The organism is Prevotella sp. KH2C16 (genome assembly GCF_900113305.1).
Classification (GTDB): Bacteria; Bacteroidota; Bacteroidia; order Bacteroidales; family Bacteroidaceae; genus Prevotella.
Window position 1 is genome coordinate 1 of sequence record NZ_FOOW01000015.1, and the last position, 18,031, is coordinate 18,031.

The window sequence follows — 18,031 nt, forward strand, 5'->3', positions numbered from 1 at the left end:
GACCAGGGCATCCATCTCGTGCATGGCCTCAAGGCCAACATGAAGAATAAGCTCATGCCCATGTGGGACAAGATCATGCTCAGAAAAAGGTACATCATCGAGTGTATCAACGAATTGCTCAAGAACAAGGCCAACCTCGTGCATTCACGACACCGGTCCATACACAACTTTATGATGAACCTATGCTCGGCTCTCGCGGCCTACTGTTTCTTTGACAACAAGCCGGAGGCGCTGCCAGTGCATGTGGAGAAATCAAGACAATTAGAGCTATTTGCATGGTAATCTTATCCCGAACTCGCGTACTTATTGGTAACATTGTTACCAACCGCTGGTAATTCTCCGGAAAGCTATTTGTCGTAAAATCGGAATTTGTCGCAGTAGGCGTCGAACTCCACTTCTTCGATGTAGCCATAGCGGCGAAAGAGCCGGCGAATCCATTCCTGCTGTTCGGGCATGAGCGTGCGTTCGCCGTGCTGGTAGCGATAATAGGTGCCGTTTCCACCCAGATATTTCACCAGTTCGGCGCGCATAGCGGCGGCATGTCGCTGCTTTACCTCTTTGAAGATGTTGCCGAATCCTGCGGCTGTGTGCACGATCTCGGCCTTCTTGAAGAGTTGACATGTGCCGCCTTTCATTGCCTGTGGGGTTACTGCCGGCGCCGTGAGCACCGTTTCTGGCACGGCAAGTCCTGCCTTGTGCCGCAGACATTCTTCCTGTCGTGCGCATCCACTGAGAAAGCAGATGGCCCACCCCGTGGGGATGTCTTGATATCTTAGTTCCATGGTTTTTGTATAATTAGTCATACAAAAATACTTTTTAATTTCAACATTTGCAAGAAAAAGCGCAATCTTCTTTTCCTTGTGGCCGGCCCAGGATGATTTCCTTTGCATGGGAAGAACCGGGCGCGGAGGGGCTGGAATCCGTCCTGAAGTATATTTTTCTTAAAATATGCAAAAAACTTCGAGGAATATTTGGTGGTTCGGAAATAATGCCTTATCTTTGCACTCGCTTTTCAGATGAAGCCAAGGGCGTTTAGCTCAGCTGGTTTAGAGCATCTGCCCTACAAGCAGAGGGTCGGCGGTTCGAATCCGTCAACGCCCACACGAGAGTCCTGTTAATCGAAATGATTACAGGACTTTCTTGTTTTTAACAATTCTTTTCTCTGATAGTTGCAGGTGTATCGATTTAAATTCGTACTTTTGTAGGCGGATAAATTCAAACAAGAATGGAGTTGGACAGGTTGACCGCTATATCGCCGATTGATGGCAGATACAGGAGCAAGACAGAGCCTTTGGCAGATTATTTTTCGGAATGTGCCCTTATCAGGTATCGGGTACGGGTGGAGATAGAATATTTTATCGCCTTGTGCGAGCTGCCGCTGCCGCAGCTGGCATCGTTGGATGCCGCCTGTTTCGACCGTCTTCGCGCCATTTATCGCGATTTCACGGAGCAGGATGCCCGGCGCGTCAAGGAAATTGAGGCGGTAACGAACCACGATGTGAAGGCCGTGGAATACTTCATCAAGGAGAAATTCGACGCCATCGGTCATCTGGAAGCCTATAAGGAGTTTATCCACTTCGGCCTTACCTCGCAGGACATCAACAATACCAGCATCCCCCTTTCTGTCAAGGAGGCCTTGGAGCAGGTGTTCTGTCCGCTGGTGGAAGAACTCATCACCCAGCTACGGGAATATGCTGAGGCTTGGGCAGATGTGCCCATGCTCGCCAAGACTCATGGCCAGCCGGCCTCTCCGACACGGCTGGGCAAGGAGGTAATGGTCTTTGTCTATCGCCTCACGGAGCAGTTGGACAACCTGAAAACCTGTAGGATGAGCGCGAAGTTCGGCGGTGCCACGGGCAACTTCAATGCCCATCATGTGGCCTATCCGGCCGTTGACTGGAAGGCTTTTGCCAACCGTTTTGTGAGTGAGAAGCTCGGCTTGCAGCGCGAGCAGTATACCACTCAGATCAGTAATTACGATAATCTCGGCGCGGTGTTTGATGCCATTCGCCGCATCAACACCATCATCATAGACCTCGACCGCGACTTCTGGATGTATATATCCATGGAGTATTTCAAGCAGAAAATCAACCCAGGGGAGGTCGGTTCGAGTGCAATGCCCCACAAGGTAAACCCCATTGACTATGAGAATAGCGAGGGCAATCTGGGCATGGCGAATGCCATCTTGCAGTTCCTGGCGCAGAAACTGCCCGTGAGCCGCCTACAGCGCGACCTCACGGACTCAACGGTACTACGCAACATAGGCGTCCCCCTCGGGCATGCCGTCATCGCCATTGAGAGCACACTGAAAGGGCTCCGCAAGCTGATTCTTAATGAAGATAAGCTCCGGGAGGACCTTGATAACAACTGGGCGGTGGTGGCAGAGGCCATTCAGACCATCCTCCGCCGCGAGGGCTACCCCCATCCATACGAGGCCTTGAAGGCTCTCACGCGGACAAACGAGAGGATGACGGAGAAAACCATACACGAATTTATACAGAATCTGGATGTAAACGAGCGTGTGAAAGCTGAACTGATGGCCGTCACGCCCGGCAACTATACAGGAATTTAATAAAAACAATCTAAATATTCAGTATTAAATAACAGTAGTATTAATCAAGCCGTGAGGCTAAAAAAGGAAAGAGAAATGGAAGAATTGGAAAACAAGACACAGGAGTCTTCTGCTGAACAGAATGACAACAGCCGTGAAGGCAATCAGCCATCCGCAGAAGGTTATCAGGGAGAGTATCGTAACACATCAAGGCCACAGCGTCCTCGTATCCACACTCAGCGTGCATACAGCTCCGACCGTGGCAATTCAGCAAACAACGAAGATGGCGGTTTCCGTCCCGAAGGCTTTGGGGCCGGCCTCCAGAGTTCGGCTTCGCAGCGTCCCCGCGGAGGCTATCAGCCTCGTCCGCAGCAGGGTGGCTATCGTCCTCGTTATAATAATAATGCTGGCGAGGGCGGCTATCAGCCTCGCCAGCAAGGTGGCTATCGCCCGCGCTATAACAACAATGGTGAGGGTGGCGGCTATCAGCCCCGCTCGCAGCAGGGTGGCTATCGGCCGCGCTATAACAACGACGGCGAAGGCGGCTATCAGCCTCGTCCATATCAAGGAGGCTATCGCCCGCGCTATAACAACAATGGTGAGGGTGGCGGCTATCAGCCCCGTCCGCAGCAAGGTGGCTATCGCCCGCGCTATAATAATGACGGCGAGGGTGGCTATCAGCCTCGTCAGCAAGGCGGAGACTATCAATCCCGTGGCGGTTACCAGCCTCGCGGGGGCTACCAACCGCGTCAGCAGGGCGGCTATCAGCCTCGTGGCGGTTACCAGCAAGGCGGTTATCAGCCCCGTGGCTACCGCCCGCATACGCCTGACTATGACCCGAATGCAAAGTACAGCATGAAGAAGCGCATCGAGTATAAGGAGGAGCATATCGACCCCAACGAGCCGATTCGCCTGAACAAGTATCTTGCCAATGCCGGTGTATGCTCTCGCCGTGAGGCCGATGAGTTTATCCAGGCAGGTGCTGTAACCGTGAATGGCGAAGTTGTGAAGGAGCTGGGAACGAAGGTTATGCGTTCAGACGAGGTTAAGTTCCACGACCAGCTGGTCTCTTTGGAGAAGAAGGTGTATGTTCTTCTGAACAAGCCGAGAGACTATGTAACCACGAGCGACGATCCCCAGCAGCGCAAGACGGTGATGGACCTCGTGAAGAATGCTTGTCCGGAGCGCATCTATCCCGTCGGTCGGCTCGACCGCAACACCACGGGTGTGCTGTTGCTCACCAACGACGGCGACCTTGCCAGCAAGCTCACCCACCCCAAGTTCTTGAAGAAGAAGGTATATCATGTCTTCCTTGACAAGAATGTTACCGCCCATGACATCCAGCAGATTGCCGAAGGCGTGGAGCTGGAAGACGGCGAGGTACACGCAGACGCCATAGAGTATGCCGACGAGAGCGACAAGAGCCAGGTGGGCATAGAGATCCACAGCGGTAAGAACCGCATCGTTCGCCGCATCTTCGAGCATCTTGGCTATCGGGTAGTCAGGCTCGACCGGGTACAGTTTGCCGGCCTTACGAAGAAGAATCTCCGTCGTGGCGACTGGCGTTTCCTCACGGAGAAAGAGGTTGATATGCTCCGCATGGGCGCTTTCGAGTAATTTAATAAATCATTAGCGAAAATGAAGAGAACTAAAGTTGTTGATGCTCTTTGCAGCACCGACTTTGGAAAAGATATAACAGTAAAGGGATGGGTACGCACTCATCGAAGTAGTAAGGTCGTAGACTTCATTGCCCTCAATGACGGCTCTACCATCAAGAACATACAAATCGTGGTAGATCCGGCTAAGTTTGACGCCGAAATGCTGAAGAGTATTACCACCGGGGCATGTCTCAGTGCCACGGGAAAGCTCGTTGAAAGCCAGGGCGGAGGACAGGCTGTCGAGGTGCAGTGCGAGGCTATTGAGGTCTACGGTCTTTGCCCCGGCGACTATCCGATGCAGAAGAAGGGGCAGAGCTTTGAGTACATGCGCCAGTATGCCCACCTGCGTCTGCGCACCAATACCTTTGGTGCCGTGATGCGGATACGCCATAACATGGCCATCGCCATCCACAGATACTTTCACGAGCATGGGTTCTACTACTTCCACACACCCCTTATCACCGCCAGTGATGCCGAGGGTGCGGGCGAGATGTTTCAGGTAACTACGCTTGATTTAAACCGTGTTGCAAAGAGCGGCGAGGTGGTTTACGACCGTGATTTCTTTGGAAAGAAGACGAGCCTGACGGTCAGCGGTCAGCTGGAAGGCGAGCTTGGGGCTACAGCCTTGGGCGCCATCTATACCTTCGGGCCTACCTTCCGCGCCGAGAACAGCAACACTCCCCGCCATCTTGCGGAGTTCTGGATGATAGAGCCTGAGGTTGCCTTCATCGACAAGGACGACCTGATGGACCTCGAGGAGGACTTCATCAAGTATTGCGTGCGCTGGGCTTTGGACAACTGTAAGGACGACCTGGAGTTCTTGAACAAGATGATTGACAAGACGCTCCTTGCCACCCTCGAGTCGGTGGTTAATGAGGACTTTGTCCGCCTGCCTTATACCGAGGGAATCAACATCCTTCAGGAGGCTGCTGCAAACGGCCATAAGTTCGAGTTCCCGGTAACGGGATGGGGCATGGACCTTAGCAGCGAGCACGAGCGCTACCTTGTGGAGGAGCACTTCAAGCGGCCGGTCATCATGACCGATTATCCCAGCGAGATCAAGGCCTTCTACATGAAGAAGAACCCTGACGGGCGAACCATGCAGGGAACGGATGTCCTCTTCCCCCGCATCGGCGAGATTATCGGAGGCTCCGTGCGTGAGGAGAACGGCGAGAAGCTGATTGCGGAAATCCGTGCCCGCGGCATGGAGGAGTCCACCTACAGCTGGTATCTCGACACCCGCAAGTACGGAAGCTGTCCTCACGGCGGTTTCGGATTAGGCTTTGAGCGCCTCATACTTTTCGTTACGGGCATGCAGAACATCCGCGATGTCATCCCGTTCCCCCGCACTCCGAAGAACGCGGAGTTCTAAGAAGTCCGTTTATTGACGCTGTTTTGCGAATGTATCCGACCCTTAAAGACTGGTCCTGTATTGTAGGACCATGGGGGTCGGACACATTCGCATTTCTTTCTTTACGGTAAGTCAGTCCTTCCTCTGAAGAAGGGAGTTGCAGGGTGGTTTTCCTTTTAGCCGCTAAAAGGAAAGCTTTTAGCCGCCTTTTACTCACCTTTTAGCCGTTAAAAGGCGAGCTTTTAGCGGCCTTTTACTTTTCCTATTCCCCAGCCCTGTGTCCTTTCCCATTAGAAAGGGTCTCAAAGCTCGTTGATAGAGTGAACATGGAATGCCATCATCTTGCACTTGCTTGTGGAATTCACCCTGCAAGGCAGAAAGTTAAACTATGTTATTTTTGTTGACATCTAAGCAAAAACAGCGCTATATTTATAGAATAATAAGTTTAACCTGATAATTAAAGTGGCAATGAAAACAAATATGGATAGGCTTGTCATATTGTTGATTCTTTGGTTTACGGGCATTGCGGGACATGCGCAAGACGCCATCAAATCCATTCAGATAGTCGACCCGCAGGGAAAACCACTGAAGGGAATCGTTGTTGGGATAAATGCGTGTGGCAAGGATTCCAAGCTGAAAACGAAAGAAGACGGAACCGTAAAGCTCAGCAATGTAAACTGTGCAAGCATCAATATTCATATCGGAAACAAGTTTTATGAAGATGTTGACACGCTCATAAATTCAGCAGGGGGCGATGTCAAGATTGCCTTGAAAGATAAGATTATAGGCCTGGAAGATGTAGAGGTCAAAGCTTTCAGGCCTATGCTAAAGGGCGATGCGGAGAAAACCATCTACTCGATAGATACCCGTGGGCTGCTGAAAAACGCCAAGGCCAACGAAGCGTTGCGCTTCCTTCCCGGGGTGGTAGCGGAAAATGATACATACAAGATATTGGGAAAAGCGAACAATGCACGACTGAAAATCGACGGGGTTGCGGCATCTGTCGAAGAACTGAAGATGCTCAAGGCCACGGACATCAAGCAGGTTGAGGTACACAACATCAGTTCTGACGACACGGCAGGGTCTTCTGGCGAAATCAACATTATTCGCAGAAGGCACGAACGGCCGCGAATCTACGGGTCGGCACAGGCATGGACCAACCTGCTTCATCCTCTTTTCGGGAACTTCGACACCTTTATGTTCCAGAACAAGAAGTGGGATCTGGGTGCAAGGATGAACTATGTTACCAACAAGCAGCGCATGGAGAACGGAGTGGAGAGGCAATATCCGGCCACCGGCAGCATCGAGTCGCTGTATGAAGACCGCCGTTTTGATGTTACGCAGTTTTCCCAGGCTCTGAAGGTGGGCTATTATCCGAATTCCAATGCTTCCATCACGGCCAAGCTCTCACACGATAAGTATTCCAGCGACATCACCCATGAAACCCGGGGTTTTGAAAGTGAACTCTCTAACACAAGCGCAAAAGAGAACATCGAGCACTACCTCGCGTTGCTGAATGGGTTTCTCAAAATCGGGGAAAACAACAGCCTGCTGCTGAAGGGGAATTACCATAAATATAGATATACGACCCGATATATTACGGGATATGATGATTTCTACAGATCGTCCATGGACGAATTCACCGCCGAACTGGTCTCTGAAAACAACAAGATAAGCTGGCTTTGGGACGATAATGTGCGCATCGGGCTGAAAAGCGTGTGGCGTAGGAATGATTCCCATGCGGCAGAGAGAAGCAACTATAGCATTCAGCAGCTGCACGCCTCCCTGTCTCACAACTTCAGCAAGAAGCTTTCCATGCACTTGATACTCAAGGGCGAAACCGACAATCTGAACCATGAGCGCTCCTATGAGTTCCTTCCGTCGGTAAGGCTGAACTATAATATGGGAAAAGCCGGCAGCATTTCGGCAAATTACCAGCGTAATGTCGTCCGCCCAAGTATCGACTACCTGAACTCAGACACCTTGCGGGTAAGTGAATTCCAGCTATGGGTGGGCAATCCGAGTCTCGCCTCACAACACAATGATGCCTTCGAGCTGTCTTACCGCAAGCAGATAAAGTCGGCCTATCTTACGATTGCCGCAGGCTATAATCGCCAGAAGGGTATCATCAATCCGGCATATCTTGACCCTCAAGACTACAATACTTACACCTATGAGAACATCGGAAGCAAGGACGAGGCTTCGCTCTCTGCCAACTGGACGCAGCGCCTGTGCAAGGGAAGGCTTAATCTCTCTTTCACCTTGGCGGGGCTGTATACAAATTACGATGTAGTAAGGAACTTTGCCGACGCAGTGCTGATGGTTCCTGAAAAAGGATTCGGATGGTCGGCAAACCTGAACTTCAGCTATCTCACTACCAGGCAGTGGCAATACTCTCTTATGTGTTCCTATCGTCCGCAGACTTATTCCTTCAATACCATAAACTATCAGAAGCCGTTCTTGATGGGAAGCATCACGAAGGCGTTCTTTAATGACAGGCTCGAAGTCGGCGTAAACTTCTATAACTCTTTGCTCTATCTGAACCGTACTCATGCCACGAGTAACTTCCGCGATATGCAGCAGCGTTCGTGGCGGAAAATGTATATGAACAGCATAAATCTGAGTCTCACATGGAATTTCGGGAAGTGGTTCCGTGGGCGCAGGGGTGCTGAAGACACAGACAACAATGATATTGAGCTGAGGAAATAATGTGTCATCCTTGGCAATAGCCATCTCCCCAATCCGCTATCTTGGCTTGTTGTGCCAAGCCGGGATTGTTATTTGGAATTCTTTTCGCGCTTGTCTATGATCTTTGCGTTAGGATATTTTGCGGGATAGAAGCTGAAGTTGACATCTGAATAGTTGGCTGTCGTAACATTCCAGAGCCTGATATTGGCCCATATCAGACCCAGTTTCACACGCAGGCGGGTGGGCTTATTATTGGCTTTGTCAATCCAGATCTCCGCATTCTTTATCTTTGCGCTCTTGTCCTGGGCCCTTACCGTGATCTTCCAGTCGCTCCCGTCGCTGACCATAGAGTACAGGCAGTCGTCCCTGACCTTGTTGATCTGCTCTGTCAGCGACGCGTTCTCATCTTCGTCCTTGCGTCTGCTGCGCTTCGGATTTGATATCTTCACCACCTGTGTCTGCCGGTTCATGGTCCAGTAGGTGCTGCCGTCAAACCAGTCGATGGTTCGCTTGCTCCTTCGCTGGAACTTGTTCCCTTTGAAGATAACATATCCCTGCCGGTGGAATACTGCCACATCAATCTTGTAGTTCAGGCTTGCCCCGCCTGGGTTCTGAAGTATGTTGAGTGCCTTGATCAATACGGCGGGAGGCTGTTGCTCTTTGTTCCGTGCGCTTACGGTAACCGACAATGCGGCCAAAAGTAAAATCAGTAAACTCCTAAATCTCATTCTGCCAGTTTGATTCCTTCTTCTCCCAATATAACAATAAGGTGCCGCCTGTAAAGGTCGCCGACGGCCTTCTTGTATGTCTTCTTGCTCACCTGGAAGCGGCGTTTTATCTCTTCGGCATCGCTCTTGTCGCCCAGATCACACTTTCCGCCATTCTCATGGAGGTAGTTGAGGAGCATTTCGGAGAAGTCGAGGGTCTGCCTGCGTCCCGCAGCCTGTAGCAAGACATCGATTTTCCCATCCTGCCTTACGGTGCCGATATAGCCTTTCATCCGGTCGCCCGTATGTACAGGTCTGAAAATCTGGTTCTCGTATATCAAGCCGGGATAGTCGTTGTCGATGATTACCTTGAATCCCAGGTCGGTCTTCTGCCATATGAGCAGGTCTACCTCGTCGCCCGGTGCATAGGGGGGATAGTCTTCCGCAAGGAATTTCTCCACCTTCGCCGATGCCACGATACGGTAGCTCTCCTCGTCGACATAGAGGTAGACGATGTAGGAGTTGCCGATTTCCATGCGCCTTTTCTGCTCATGGAAGGGACAGAACACATCTTTCATTAGTCCCCAGTTCAGGAATGCCCCGTATTCATTCACCCAGACGCATTTCAGGCAGGCAAAATCGCCTACCTTGGCAAGGGGCTTTTCGGTGGTGGCAACAGGTCTTTCGTCCTGGTCAAGGTAGACGAATACTTCGATTTCGTCCCCAATCTGACAGCCTTCCGGCACATATCGCCTGGGCAGAAGAATCTCCCCTTCGCTGCCGCCGTCAAGATAAACTCCGAAGTCAACGGACTTTACAATCTCGAGCGTGTTATAGTCGCCTAATTTAATTTTATTCATTGGTCTCTGTTTTTGGGATTTCCGTGATTTCTTCGGGCATCACGATCTGCCCGTCCTTCAGGTGAATGGTGCGGTCGGTGGTGGCCGCAAGGCTTTCGTCGTGCGTTACAATGACGAAGGTCTGGCCGAATCGGTCTCTCAAGTCGAAGAAGAGCTGGTGCAGTTCCGCCTTGTTTTTGGAGTCCAGCGAGCCGCTCGGCTCGTCGGCCAGGATTACCGCGGGATTGTTGACCAGGGCTCTTGCCACGGCCACGCGCTGCTTCTCGCCCCCTGATAGCTCGTTGGGCTTGTGTGCAGCACGGTCGGCCAGTCCCATGAAGTCGAGCAGTTCCATGGCCCGGTTCTTGGCTTCTGCGTGCGATTGCCCGGCTATGAAGGCCGGAATCATAATGTTTTCGAGCGCGGTGAACTCGGGAAGCAGCTGGTGAAACTGGAACACGAATCCTATGTGCCGGTTGCGGAAGTCGCTCAGTTTGTTGGTGGAGAGCTTTCTCACATCAACTCCGTCTACCTGTATCTGGCCGCTGTCGGGCTTGTCGAGTGTGCCGATAATCTGCAGGAGCGTGGTCTTCCCGGCTCCCGACGGTCCCACGATGCTTACGATCTTGCCTTTGTCGATGTGCAGGTCAATGCCTTTTAGCACCTGCAGTGAGCCGAAACTCTTGGTGATACCTTTTATGTCTATCATATCTTTTTCCGTTTATGGGTGTATTTTCTTGTGCAGCCATTCGTTCAGCATGTCGTAGGCACTAAGCTCCTCCGTGTGCTGCGGCTGGGCAAATGTCATCTCGTCCATGGTGCTGCCGAACTGGTCGGGGAAGATAATTATCAGATTCTTGCCGCTGAAGTATCTGGTGATTTCCTCCGGGAGGCGTTCAAGGGCATTCTTGAAGGATACCGTGCCCTTGCGTGCCGTTATCACCACGAAGAGGTGGTCGTCGGCAATGGTCTTGGCCAGTTGTGGCATCGAGTTCCAGTGCTCCATCTCCTGATAGTCAGCCCGGATGCTCGCATGCCGGTTCTGGATGTATTCCCTGATGAGCACGAGCGTGTCGTCCCGCCCGTTGAAGGTGATGCGGCACTCCAGGCTCTCGGCCATCCGCGAGAGCCGTTCCAGCCAGCGATAGAATCCCGGCTCGTATTGAGCCCTCGAGGGAACGGCCACCTGAATCCTTCGGAGCGTATTGAGAGGCTGCATCAGGCGTGCCATGATAATCTGTTGGTTCAGTCCGTTGAACAGGCTCTGGTGGAATTGTCCCCAGAACTTGGTGCTCACATTGAAGTGCATGTGCAGCCCGATGACCACCTCCGAGGCCTGAAACTCCTTGAAGGCATGTTTGATTCCGTTGGCGATGTTTGCCGCCACACGCACCTGCGTGCTCATGGGCACATCGGCGGCAGCGGCATATTTGGTAACCTTGTCCAGCAGTTCGCGTCCCCGTGCCTGGTTCGCCCTCATGTTTTCGTCGTCGTAGACCACATTCAGTCCTACCAGCGGGCGGTTCAGCCTGGGGTTGCGCATCAGGATGGCGAGGGTGGTGAGTCGTTCCGCATATTCCGGATACTTCACCGGGATGAGCATTCTTTCATCGTCTTTTTCGGGTAATTCATCGCTTGCCACTTCCTTGTCGCGGAGGATGATGCGCTGGGCGGCATACTCCGTAACGAGCGACGAGATGACGCAGGTGAACAAGATCATGATGACGATGCCGTTCAGCATTACATCATCCACGATTGGCTGCCCGTCGGCACCTTTCAGCCGCAATCCCACCATCACCATGGCGATGGCACCCGCGGCATGCGCCGAGGTGAGGCCGAACATCATGTGGCCTGACGAGAGCGGCATCTTCAGGAGAAAGGAGGCTGTATAGGCAGCCAGAGCCTTGCCCAGCGTGCCGAACAGCACGAAGCAGAACACCACCCAGATGATGCCCCCGCCCTGGAAGAGCAGTCGCACATTGATGAGCATGCCTACGCCAATCAGGAAGTAGGGAATGAAGATGGCGTTGCCGATAAACTCTATCCGGTTCATCAGGGGAGACAGGCGAGGGATGTATCGGTTCAGTATCAGGCCCGACAGGAATGCCCCGAAGATGCCCTCAAGGCCCACGGCCTCTGACAGCGAGGCACTCATGAACAGCATCGAGAGAACGAAGATGAACTGCATCACGGCATCGCTGTATCGGCGCAGGAACCATCGCGTGAGCCGCGGGATGAAGAAGATGAGGACGGCGCAGAAAGCCACGAACTTCACCGCGAACCAGAGCCAGAATCCCCAGCCGTTGCTGCCCTGATTGGAGGCCACGATAGCAGCCAGCATCACGAGTGCCAGAAAGAGTGCTATCATGGTGGAGCCTACGCTCACGATGACGCTGGGCTTACGCTGCAGACCGTATTTTCCCACGATGGGGTAGGCTACGAGCGTGTTGGAGGCCATGATGCTTCCCAGGAGGAGCGACGCCGTAACGGAGTATCCGAGCATGTCCTTACCCGTGAAATAGGTGATGGCGAAGGGTATCAGCGAGGTGAGCAGACCGAAGGTGAGCATTCTGTATTTGTTCTTCTTCAATCCCTCCATGTCCATCTCCAGCGCGGCCAGGAACATGATGTAGTAGAGTCCCACCTTGCCGAAGAGCTCGAACGAGGCGTCGCGCTCCAGTATATTCAGTCCGTATTGGCCGATGAGCACGCCGGCAATCACCATTCCGATGATGTGCGGAATGCGCAGTTTGCCCATGATGATGGGGGCAAAGAGGATAATCAGCAGCACCACGAGGAATCCCAGGGTGGGGTCGGTGATGGGAAAGTATTGCAGCAGGCTGGTCATGGACGAGTACTTTGTATTTGTCTGCAAAATTAGCAAAAAAAAAGCCAAAGCAGCTATATTTCGGCCGAAAAGTTGTACTTTTGCAAGCATAAGAATCGTTTATTAATTTTTTAAAAGATATGAAAGTTGCAATCGTTGGTGCCAGTGGTGCCGTTGGTCAGGAGTTCCTGCGCATTCTCGCAGAGCGCAAATTCCCTATGGATGACTTGGTTTTGTTCGGCTCGGAGCGTAGTGCGGGCCGTAAATACACCTATCTCGGCAAGGAATATGAGGTGAAGCTGCTGCAGCACAACGATGACTTCAAGGACATCGACATAGCCTTTGCCTCTGCCGGCGCGGGCACTTCCCAGGAGTTTGCCGAGACCATTACCCGGCACGGGGCCGTGATGATCGACAATTCGAGCGCCTTCCGCATGGACGGGGATGTGCCCCTCGTGGTGCCCGAAGTGAACGCCGCGGACGCCCTTGTGCGTCCCCGCGGCATCATTGCCAACCCCAACTGCACCACGATCATGATGGTTGTGGTGCTGAAACCCATCGAGCAGCTGAGTCATATACGCCGGGTGCATGTGGCGTCGTATCAGAGTGCCAGCGGCGCGGGTGCCGCCGCGATGAAAGAATTGGAGCAGCAGTATCGCGAGCTCGTGGAGACCGGCGAGGTAAAGACCGTTGAGAAGTTTCCCCATCAGCTGGCCTACAATGTGATTCCGCAGATAGACAAGATGACGCCCAACGACTACACGAAGGAGGAGATGAAGATGTTTAACGAGACGCGCAAGATCATGCACTCCGATGTGCGCACCAGCGCCACCTGCGTGCGCGTGTCTTCCCTGCGCTCCCACTCGGAGTCCGTATGGCTCGAGACCGAACGGCCGCTCACCGTCGAGCAGGTGCGTGAGGCCTTGAAGGCGGCTCCGGGCATCCGGTTGGAGGACGATCCGCAGAACTATGTCTATCCCATGCCGCTCGAGTCGGCCGGCAAGGATGATGTCTATGTGGGGCGTGTGCGCAAGGATCTGGCCGACGACAATGGGCTCACCCTTTGGCTCACGGGCGACCAGATTCGCAAGGGGGCGGCGCTGAATGCCGTCCAGATTGCCGAGTTTCTCATCGAATCGGGCAGCGTGAAATAGCCTCCGGCCTCCCTTTAAGCCGTCGGCGACTTAGTAAAATAAGTGATTTTACATGATAAAATAAGTTATTTTGCATCGCAAAATCGCCGATTTTGTCGAACAATCTCGCCGATTTTGTCGGACGGATTAGCCTGTTTCATTTCTATGGGAACCGTCTTTCCGGTTTCCGTCGCTTACCGGCATGGCGCCAATGTGATGGTTTTATGCGGAAGAGACATGAGCCCTGCAAGGAAAACAAGTCGTGTCTCCGGAGAATGGTTGAAAGCGCGGATATTGCAGGCAGCGGGCGTGGTGGTAGGGCTCGCTGGCACGAGAGTCCGGCTGTCGTGGCCGGCACCATCGTCATCCTTGTCTGTGGGCGGTTTCTGAATTTCCTGATAAAAAAATAAACTGTTTGGGGAAAAGATTGCTCAGATATCATATTTTTTACTTATCTTTGTGGCAAAATATAACTAAAGACCCGATAATATGAAGAAAAAGTTTTTGCTTATGATTGTTTCCACCATCATTTCGCTGGGAGGAGCTTCGGCTGCCGACGGGAGGAAAGTAGCTGATTACAATGTAGTTCCACTGCCCCAGGAGATAAGTCTCTCGAAGACAGGGGAATTTGTTCTTACGGGAAACACCCGGATAGCTTATCCCGAAGGCAATGATCTGCTGAAGAAGGATGCGCAGTTCCTGCGTGATTACATCGCCGACCTCACCTCGTTGCAGCTTACGGTAACGGCGGAAAAGGTGAAGAATGCCATCACCCTGAAACTCAACCCCAAGGTTCAGAACAAGGAGGGATATACCCTCACGGTGAACAAGAAGGGCGTGAGCATCGAGGGGAGCACTGCCGCCGGCGTGTTCTATGGCGTGCAGACGCTCCGTAAGTCGATTCCCGTAGGCAAAAACCTCACAGCGGTAACCCTTCCGGGCGTTGTCATCAAAGACGAACCGCGGTTCGGCTATCGCGGTATGATGCTCGACTGTGCCCGCCACTTCTTCCCCGTGAAGTTCGTCAAGCAGTTCATCGACCTCATGGCGATGCACAACATGAATGTGTTCCACTGGCACCTTACTGAAGACCAGGGATGGCGCATCGAGATCAAGAAGTATCCCGAGCTCACGAAGATAGGCTCCGTGCGCACCAGCACCGTGATTGGGCGCAACTCGAAGGTATATGACGGCACACCCTACGGCGGCTTCTACACACAGGAGGAGGCTCGCGAGCTCGTCAGGTATGCCGCCGAGCGCTATATCACTATCATTCCAGAGATAGACATGCCCGGGCATATGGTTGCCGCACTGACGGCCATTCCCGATATGGGATGCACCGGCGGTCCTTATGAGGTGTGTCGCTACTGGGGCGTGATGGATGATGTGCTCTGCCTCGGGAACGAGAAAACCTATCGGTTCTGTGAGGATGTGCTCTCGGAACTCATGGATATCTTCCCGTCGAAATACATCCACCTGGGCGGCGATGAGACGCCGAGGACCCGCTGGAAGGAGTGTCCTAAGTGTAAGGCGCTTATGGCAAAGGAGGGTCTGGGCGTGGAGAAACTGCAAGGGTACTTCACCAATCGCATCGAGAAGTTTGTCAACAGCAAGGGGCGCAGCATCATCGGATGGGATGAAATCCTGGAGGGAGACATCAACCAGAGTGCCACGATCATGAGCTGGCGCGGTACGGAGCCTGGTGCCAAGGCGGCCAAGGCGGGCCACGATGTCATCATGTCGCCGACCACTTATTGCTATTTCGACTATTATCAGACGCACAACGACAAGGAACAATGGAACGAGCCGTTGCTGATCGGTGGTAATCTGCCAGTAGAGAAGACCTATTCCCTGGAGCCGATTCCCGCGGATGCGACTCCTGAAGTTGCTGCCCGTATCGTCGGGGTGCAGGGAAACCTCTGGACAGAGTATATTGCCTATCCGTCGCTGGTTGAATATCAGGTGCTCCCGAGAATGGGGGCGTTGAGCGAGGTGCAGTGGATGAACGGAAAGAAAGACTTTGAGGCATGGAAGACAAGGCAGTCGCGTATGCTCGATCTCTACGATCTCTACCGCCTCACCTATGCCACTCATCTGTGGCCGAAGCGGATTCCCGCGGCGAATGTAGACATGAAATAAAACAGAAAGCGCAATCTCTATGAGGTTGCGCTTTTGCTTTCGTGCGTGTGGAATTCTGTTATTTCAAGATCTCGTCTTTCTGTTGCTTCAGCTTTTCGAAGATTTTCGACCAGATGTTGCCTTCCTTTTTATTTTTGTGCTGAGGGTTGGTCTGGAGCTTGGAAGGGTTGAGCTGAGGCTTGGACGAGGTTGCCTGACGGGCATCATGCGGCTTCTCCGCAATCTTTCTGCGAGATGGTTTTGTTGATTCCGTGCTTCCTTGCGGATTTGCCCTCGTCCAGTTGTCAACGAGCTTATAGTCGCCCTCGGTGATTTCAAAGTCTATTTCAGGCAGATTTATAGTCTTTTCCTGTCGGTAGGGAATGCCTCGGGTTTCTTTATATACCTCTACCTTTACGGTTGCCACGCCCTGTGCCAGAATGCCCAGCTGCTTGGCGGCTCTCCAGGAGAGGTCTATGATTCTCCCTCGGACAAAGGGTCCGCGGTCGGTAACCCTGACGACCACCTCCTTTCCGTTGCTTAGATTCGTAACCTTGAGCAAAGTTCCGAAGGGGTAGGTGCGGTGTGCACAGGTGAGGCTGTCATGGTGAAGCCTTTCGCCACTTGCCGTACGGGCACCTGTCGCACGGCGGGAATAATAAGTAGCCTTACCCCTCTGCGTCTGTGCAGGCAGCGGGGTAAAGCCTAAAATCGTGATAAATGTAATTAAAACGCTTCTTCGATATGTCATATATAATGGTCCGCCCCCGCATCTTCCGTAAGGAGACGCGGGGGGAAGGACTTTGGTTATACGACGCCCTGGTCGAGCATGGCCTTGGCCACCTTCATGAATCCGGCGATGTTTGCTCCCTTGACATAGTTCACATAGCCGTCAGCCTCCGTGCCGTACTTGGTGCACTGCTCGTGGATGGAGCTCATGATGTAATGGAGCTTCTCGTCTACCTCTTCCTTGCTCCAGTGCAGGCGGATAGAGTTCTGCGTCATTTCCAGGCCAGAGGTTGCAACGCCGCCGGCATTGACAGCCTTTCCCGGAGCAAAGAGCTGCTTGGCAGCGATGAACTTGTCGACCGCCTCGGCCGTGCAGCCCATGTTGCTGACTTCTGCCACGCACAGTGGTTTGTTGGCAAGAATCATGTCGGCATCCTCGCCGTTCAGCTCATTTTGGGTAGCACAGGTCAGATAGACATCTGCCTTGACCTCCCAAGGCTTCTTGCCGGCAACGAACTTGGAGCCTGCGTATTTCTCTGCATAGGGGGCACAGATGTCATTGCCGCTTGAACGAAGCTCGAGCATGTATTCATTCTTCTCTCCGCAGATGCCTTCCGGATCATAGATGTAACCGTCGGGACCGCTGATCGTGATGACTTTGGCGCCCAGCTGGTTGGCCTTCTTGACGGCTCCCCATGCAACATTTCCAAAGCCCGAGACGACTACGGTCTTTCCCTTGAGGTCGAGTCCGTGGCTCTCCATCATGTGGTGAACAAAGTAGAGCGCGCCGAAGCCCGTTGCCTCTGGGCGGAGAATGGAGCCGCCCCATTCCATGCCCTTACCCGTGAGCACACCCTCATAGCGGTGCGTGAGCTTCTTGTATTCTCCGAAGAGGTAGCCTATTTCACGGCCTCCGACACCGATATCACCGGCAGGAACATCCTCGTCCGGTCCTATATAGCGATAAAGCTCGTCCATGAACGCCTGACAGAAGCGCATAATCTCTCCGTCGCTCTTTCCGCGGGGGGCAAAGTCAGAACCGCCCTTGGCACCACCCATGGGCAGCGTGGTGAGCGCATTCTTGAAGGTCTGCTCGAAGCCGAGGAACTTCATGATGCTCAGATTGACCGACGGATGGAAACGCAGGCCTCCCTTGTAAGGGCCGATTGCGCCGTTGAACTGTACGCGATAACCGATATTTACCTGTACATTTCCCTGATCGTCGACCCAGGGAACACGGAACATGTGGACACGCTCGGGCTCTACGATGCGCTCAACAATCTTTGCCTTTTCGAACTCGGGATGCTGGTCGTAGACATCCTTGATAGAGATTAAAACTTCTTTTACTGCCTGAAGAAACTCAGACTCACCTGGATGCTTGCGCTCCAGCTCCTGCATGATTTTGCTAACTTCCATAGTAATATCTTATT

General features: G+C 52.8%; 15 protein-coding genes and 1 tRNA gene. 9 read left to right on the plus strand and 7 right to left on the minus strand.

Annotation, left to right across the window (positions count from 1 at the left end; all coding sequences use genetic code 11):
• On the plus strand, positions 1-282 hold a 282-nt coding region (locus tag BM114_RS09905), incomplete at its 5' end, for a transposase (RefSeq protein WP_218151486.1).
• A 65-nt stretch (positions 283-347) separates the two neighbouring features.
• Here the strand turns inward: BM114_RS09905 and BM114_RS09910 are convergent.
• Complete coding sequence (locus BM114_RS09910) at positions 348-803, minus strand: DUF6078 family protein (protein ID WP_255406484.1); 456 nt, start codon at positions 801-803, stop codon at positions 348-350.
• Between the two features lie 223 nt (positions 804-1,026).
• Between BM114_RS09910 and BM114_RS09915 the strand changes: the two genes are divergently transcribed.
• From BM114_RS09915 to BM114_RS09935, 5 genes are all read left to right on the plus strand, one after another.
• Positions 1,027-1,101 (plus strand) — tRNA-Val (locus BM114_RS09915).
• Between the two features lie 124 nt (positions 1,102-1,225).
• A complete protein-coding gene (gene purB, locus BM114_RS09920) occupies positions 1,226-2,572 on the plus strand; it encodes an adenylosuccinate lyase (protein ID WP_092112967.1) in 1,347 nt (448 codons plus the stop codon).
• A gap of 75 nt (positions 2,573-2,647) precedes the next feature.
• Complete coding sequence (locus BM114_RS09925; protein WP_092112970.1) at positions 2,648-4,168, plus strand: pseudouridine synthase; 1,521 nt, start codon at positions 2,648-2,650, stop codon at positions 4,166-4,168.
• Positions 4,169-4,189: 21 nt separating this feature from the next.
• Positions 4,190-5,581, plus strand: coding sequence for an asparagine--tRNA ligase (asnS, locus tag BM114_RS09930; RefSeq protein ID WP_092112973.1), 1,392 nt, complete (start codon positions 4,190-4,192; stop codon positions 5,579-5,581).
• A 447-nt stretch (positions 5,582-6,028) separates the two neighbouring features.
• Positions 6,029-8,269, plus strand: a complete 2,241-nt coding sequence (locus BM114_RS09935) for a TonB-dependent receptor domain-containing protein (protein ID WP_092112976.1) — start codon at positions 6,029-6,031, stop codon at positions 8,267-8,269.
• 68 nt (positions 8,270-8,337) lie between these two features.
• On the opposite strand, the gene BM114_RS09940 is transcribed toward BM114_RS09935, so the two are convergent.
• Genes BM114_RS09940 through BM114_RS09955 form a run of 4 tightly spaced genes read right to left on the minus strand, consistent with a single transcriptional unit; the run spans position 8,338 to position 12,642 of the window.
• Entirely contained in the window at positions 8,338-8,976 is a 639-nt protein-coding gene (locus BM114_RS09940) for a LolA-like putative outer membrane lipoprotein chaperone (RefSeq protein WP_092112979.1), read from the minus strand.
• On the minus strand, positions 8,973-9,815 hold the full coding sequence (locus BM114_RS09945; protein WP_092112982.1) for a CvfB family protein: 843 nt from the start codon (positions 9,813-9,815) through the stop codon (positions 8,973-8,975). Before BM114_RS09945 ends, BM114_RS09940 begins: the two co-directional genes overlap by 4 nt.
• Positions 9,808-10,503, minus strand: a complete 696-nt coding sequence (locus tag BM114_RS09950) for an ABC transporter ATP-binding protein (RefSeq protein WP_092112986.1) — start codon at positions 10,501-10,503, stop codon at positions 9,808-9,810. Before BM114_RS09950 ends, BM114_RS09945 begins: the two co-directional genes overlap by 8 nt.
• Before the next feature lie 12 nt (positions 10,504-10,515).
• Positions 10,516-12,642 carry a cation:proton antiporter gene (locus BM114_RS09955; protein WP_092112990.1) on the minus strand — a complete coding sequence of 709 codons (2,127 nt, stop codon included), beginning with the start codon at positions 12,640-12,642 and terminating at the stop codon, positions 10,516-10,518.
• A gap of 119 nt (positions 12,643-12,761) precedes the next feature.
• On the opposite strand from BM114_RS09955, the gene BM114_RS09960 reads away from it, so the two are divergent.
• The 3 genes from BM114_RS09960 (at position 12,762) to BM114_RS09970 (ending at position 15,893) form a co-directional block, all read left to right on the plus strand.
• Positions 12,762-13,775, plus strand: a complete 1,014-nt coding sequence (locus tag BM114_RS09960; protein ID WP_092112993.1) for an aspartate-semialdehyde dehydrogenase — start codon at positions 12,762-12,764, stop codon at positions 13,773-13,775.
• Positions 13,776-13,978: 203 nt separating this feature from the next.
• A complete protein-coding gene (locus tag BM114_RS14140) occupies positions 13,979-14,164 on the plus strand; it encodes a hypothetical protein (RefSeq protein ID WP_143089302.1) in 186 nt (61 codons plus the stop codon).
• 79 nt (positions 14,165-14,243) lie between these two features.
• A complete protein-coding gene (locus BM114_RS09970) occupies positions 14,244-15,893 on the plus strand; it encodes a beta-N-acetylhexosaminidase (RefSeq protein ID WP_092113000.1) in 1,650 nt (549 codons plus the stop codon).
• Between the two features lie 58 nt (positions 15,894-15,951).
• Here BM114_RS09970 and BM114_RS09975 read toward each other — a convergent pair whose 3' ends face one another.
• Positions 15,952-16,623 carry a septal ring lytic transglycosylase RlpA family protein gene (locus tag BM114_RS09975; RefSeq protein ID WP_092113003.1) on the minus strand — a complete coding sequence of 224 codons (672 nt, stop codon included), beginning with the start codon at positions 16,621-16,623 and terminating at the stop codon, positions 15,952-15,954.
• A 56-nt stretch (positions 16,624-16,679) separates the two neighbouring features.
• Positions 16,680-18,017: an NADP-specific glutamate dehydrogenase gene (gene gdhA, locus BM114_RS09980; protein ID WP_092113005.1), complete on the minus strand. Its 1,338-nt coding sequence runs from the start codon at positions 18,015-18,017 to the stop codon at positions 16,680-16,682.
• Positions 18,018-18,031 lie beyond the last annotated feature (14 nt).

What these genes read in the sequence shown, in the direction of transcription:
- BM114_RS09975 (WP_092113003.1), bottom strand. Translation starts at nt 16,623, where the DNA reads ATGACATATCGAAGAAGCGTTTTAATTACATTTATCACGATTTTAGGC.
- BM114_RS09935 (WP_092112976.1), top strand. Translation starts at nt 6,029, where the DNA reads ATGAAAACAAATATGGATAGGCTTGTCATATTGTTGATTCTTTGGTTT.
- BM114_RS09925 (WP_092112970.1), top strand. Translation starts at nt 2,648, where the DNA reads ATGGAAGAATTGGAAAACAAGACACAGGAGTCTTCTGCTGAACAGAAT.
- BM114_RS09945 (WP_092112982.1), bottom strand. Translation starts at nt 9,815, where the DNA reads ATGAATAAAATTAAATTAGGCGACTATAACACGCTCGAGATTGTAAAG.
- BM114_RS09960 (WP_092112993.1), top strand. Translation starts at nt 12,762, where the DNA reads ATGAAAGTTGCAATCGTTGGTGCCAGTGGTGCCGTTGGTCAGGAGTTC.
- BM114_RS09955 (WP_092112990.1), bottom strand. Translation starts at nt 12,642, where the DNA reads ATGACCAGCCTGCTGCAATACTTTCCCATCACCGACCCCACCCTGGGA.
- BM114_RS09910 (WP_255406484.1), bottom strand. Translation starts at nt 803, where the DNA reads ATGACTAATTATACAAAAACCATGGAACTAAGATATCAAGACATCCCC.
- purB (WP_092112967.1), top strand. Translation starts at nt 1,226, where the DNA reads ATGGAGTTGGACAGGTTGACCGCTATATCGCCGATTGATGGCAGATAC.
- BM114_RS14140 (WP_143089302.1), top strand. Translation starts at nt 13,979, where the DNA reads ATGCGGAAGAGACATGAGCCCTGCAAGGAAAACAAGTCGTGTCTCCGG.
- gdhA (WP_092113005.1), bottom strand. Translation starts at nt 18,017, where the DNA reads ATGGAAGTTAGCAAAATCATGCAGGAGCTGGAGCGCAAGCATCCAGGT.
- BM114_RS09940 (WP_092112979.1), bottom strand. Translation starts at nt 8,976, where the DNA reads ATGAGATTTAGGAGTTTACTGATTTTACTTTTGGCCGCATTGTCGGTT.
- BM114_RS09970 (WP_092113000.1), top strand. Translation starts at nt 14,244, where the DNA reads ATGAAGAAAAAGTTTTTGCTTATGATTGTTTCCACCATCATTTCGCTG.
- asnS (WP_092112973.1), top strand. Translation starts at nt 4,190, where the DNA reads ATGAAGAGAACTAAAGTTGTTGATGCTCTTTGCAGCACCGACTTTGGA.
- BM114_RS09950 (WP_092112986.1), bottom strand. Translation starts at nt 10,503, where the DNA reads ATGATAGACATAAAAGGTATCACCAAGAGTTTCGGCTCACTGCAGGTG.